Here is a 2,931-nt window from a genome sequence, read left to right on the forward strand (position 1 = left end):
CATGAATCCCACCGCAAGACCGCACGAGCCAACACCGTCGAGGACTACATCGCAGCGTAATCAACCGGCCACCCGACAGGCTCTCAGCCGGCCAGGTGCGGTACCCCGCCGCTGCGACCACATTGGTTCCATCGCGCACGACGAACGCGGGAGAAGTGATCTCCTCAATACCGCTCTCCTCCACGTCCTCAGGCCTCGCCGACCGCGCCAGTCCTTGAAGGTCGCGATGCCCGGAGGCAAGGTGCTCGACAGTGCCGTGGGTGGGCGCGGCCTCGCCGGAAATGCTCACCCAGGCCCGCAAGCACCTGCCAGATGTCGAATTCCACGAGGCCGACCTGCACCGGCTGCCGCTTCCCGACAACGCGGTCAACACCGTCGTCTGCGCGCTCGCCACGACACACGTCCCCGACCTGGCCCCCGTGCTCGCCGAGTTCATGCGTGTCCTGCGTCCTGGCGGAAACCTTGTGATCTCGGATGCCCACCTGCTGGTGTCCTACCTCCGACCGACCCTGGCCCGTCGTCCCGGCCCGGACGGCCGCCCGTCCCTCCTCGCCGAATACCACCGCCCGCTCAGCGCCTACCTCACCGCCGCCCTCCCCCTTGGCTTCCAGGTCCGGCACTGCGAGGAACCCCGTCGCCCGCGCCACTCCCTCGACCCCGACACCACCCCGGACCCGCTCCGACCCACATGTCCTGGGACCTGTTGCGCTGGTGCCCGGAGGCGTCGGCCGCGGCCTTGGACGATTCTCCGATCGTGGTCATCTGGCACTTCCAACTCGAAGGCACCGGGCAGGGCTGAATATCGATCCGCACCCGGGCCCGGCGACTGAGACCGATGCTCTCGTTTGTCGGTCAGTTTGAAGCGGGACAGCTCTCATGGTGACGCCTCCACTTTCCGGACCTTGAGACGCTCGAAGTTGTTCCACCTCCGCTCTGCGGCCAGAGTGCCTGGGCGGACACGTGGGCGATCCTGCGGAGACGAGTCGCACCTGCTGCCGACGGAACGGATCGTCGCGCTGTTGGACCCGGGCGGGCTCGCCGTCACCGCCCGACTCACTCAGGAGCCGGGCAACGGAGCGACGAGGACGGTCGCCACGTTGCTGGCCCAAAAACCCCCACTGCCGTGATCACAGACGCGTCTCCAGGCGGCTGGCCGGAGCGGCCCGCACGGGCCATGGCGGAGCCCCGACAAGGACCTCCGAGGCTCCGGGACTCCGACCGGACCCCACGACTCAGCGTTGTGCGGCATCCGCAACGGAGCTAAGCACCTTCGGTATCCCCAACGGACCGAAGAGCACTGTCAGACCAGACAGAACTCGTTTCCTTCCGGGTCGGCCATCACCACGTGATCGGGCCTGCCCTGCATCTCGTGCTCACGGATCGCGGTTGCCCCCGCGGCGGTCAGTCGCTCCACCGCCCGGACGACACGGGGCCACCTGACCTCCCAGGGCGTGTCGCGACCGCCGCCGACCTGCACGTCCAGGTGCAAGCGGTTCTTCACCACCTTCGACTCCGGTACCTGCAGGAAGGACAGGGTGGGGCCCACCCCGTCCGGATCACAGAGGTACGCGCCCTGATCCCACTCGTGCGGCGGGACCTCGTGATGGGAGAACCACTCCTCCCAGCTCTCGAACCCCGCGGGCGGGGGCTTGGGCATGTAGTCCAGCGCCAGCGCCCAGAACCCGGCCAGCTTCGCCGGATGCGCGCAGTCGATCGTCAAAGTCCACTGGGCCGCCATGGGTCCTCCTCGGTCCGGTCCACGGACCGTACCGCGTGCCACTGACACTGACACTGATACTCGTACGCGGGTTCCGGTGGTCGTGGCTCTGCCACTGACTGACGCCCTGCTGGGCTGTCACCCTCCCCGCCGCCTCGCGCTCGGCACTCGACGTCCGGCGCTCGGAACGGCACCGGGGGTGACCGGCACATGGTCGAGGCCCTGTCGCCCGCCGGGCCTTTCGGTCCAGCGACACGGAATTGGCCTTGGTCTGCCGCCTGGCTCCGCACGTACGGTCGCGTCATGAGGATCCGAATCGTCGATACGTTCACCGACCGCCCCTTCACCGGCAACCCGGCGGGAGTCCTGTTACTGGAATCCGGCGTCTTTCCCGACGACGCGCAACTCCAGCGGATCGCCATGGAGCTGAACCTCTCCGAGACCGCCTTCGCCCACCCGCTGCCGCCGGGCGGCGAGGCGGACTGGGCACTGCGCTGGTTCACGCCGACCACCGAGGTCGACATGTGCGGGCACGCCACCCTCGCCACGGCGCACATCCTGCACACCACCCGGACGGCGAGCGGCACAGTGCGTTTCGCCGCACGCTGTGGAATCCTCACCGCGACCGCGCACTCGGACGGCACCATCACGCTCGACTTCCCCACTGCCGCGTTGACGCCCGAGACCGCCCCGGCCGGCCTGGCCGTCGCACTGGGCGCGGAACCACTCTCCGTCCACGACACGGGTCCGCACATCGGCGACCTGATCGTCGAACTGGCCGACGAGACGACGGTGCGAGGGCTGACCCCGGACCTCGCCGCAGTGGCCCGCCTCTCCCGGCGGGGCATCATCGCCACGGCCGCCGCCGAGGACCCCGCCCGCGGTTACGACTTCGTCTCCCGCGGTTTCTTCCCACGCGTCGGGATCGACGAGGACCCGGTGACCGGCAGCGCCCACACCGCACTGGCCCCCTTCTGGTCGGCACGTTTCGGCCGTGCCGAGCTGACCGGACTTCAGGCCTCCGCCCGTTCCGGTCTGGTCCGTACGTCGCTGTGCGGCGACCGTACGCTGCTGACCGGCAACGCCGTCACGGTCATCGACGGCGAACTGCTCGCGGCACTCTGACCCGAATCCGCAGGTAGTGCGGGGTATGCGACAGCTGATACAGCGACAGGTGCACTTTGCCGGTGAGAAGATCGAGGTTCCTACGCCTA

3 protein-coding genes are annotated in these 2,931 nt (G+C 68.8%); 2 read left to right on the plus strand and 1 reads right to left on the minus strand.

What is annotated here, in order from left to right:
- Positions 1-281: 281 nt before the first annotated feature.
- Positions 282-830 (plus strand): class I SAM-dependent methyltransferase, encoded by a 549-nt coding sequence (locus ABZ826_RS39070; RefSeq protein WP_361459321.1) that lies wholly within the window; start codon positions 282-284, stop codon positions 828-830.
- A 470-nt stretch (positions 831-1,300) separates the two neighbouring features.
- Here ABZ826_RS39070 and ABZ826_RS39075 read toward each other — a convergent pair whose 3' ends face one another.
- Positions 1,301-1,738, minus strand: a complete 438-nt coding sequence (locus ABZ826_RS39075) for a VOC family protein (protein ID WP_361459318.1) — start codon at positions 1,736-1,738, stop codon at positions 1,301-1,303.
- Between the two features lie 282 nt (positions 1,739-2,020).
- On the opposite strand from ABZ826_RS39075, the gene ABZ826_RS39080 reads away from it, so the two are divergent.
- Positions 2,021-2,842: a PhzF family phenazine biosynthesis protein gene (locus tag ABZ826_RS39080; protein WP_361459319.1), complete on the plus strand. Its 822-nt coding sequence runs from the start codon at positions 2,021-2,023 to the stop codon at positions 2,840-2,842.
- Positions 2,843-2,931 lie beyond the last annotated feature (89 nt).

Origin of the sequence: Streptomyces sp. NPDC047515 (assembly GCF_040643055.1) — a bacterium.
Taxonomy (GTDB): Bacteria; Actinomycetota; Actinomycetes; order Streptomycetales; family Streptomycetaceae; genus Streptomyces.

Coding starts and splice junctions, on each gene's coding strand:
- ABZ826_RS39075 (WP_361459318.1), bottom strand. CDS start 1,738: ATGGCGGCCCAGTGGACTTTGACGATCGACTGCGCGCATCCGGCGAAG.
- ABZ826_RS39080 (WP_361459319.1), top strand. CDS start 2,021: ATGAGGATCCGAATCGTCGATACGTTCACCGACCGCCCCTTCACCGGC.
- ABZ826_RS39070 (WP_361459321.1), top strand. CDS start 282: ATGCTCACCCAGGCCCGCAAGCACCTGCCAGATGTCGAATTCCACGAG.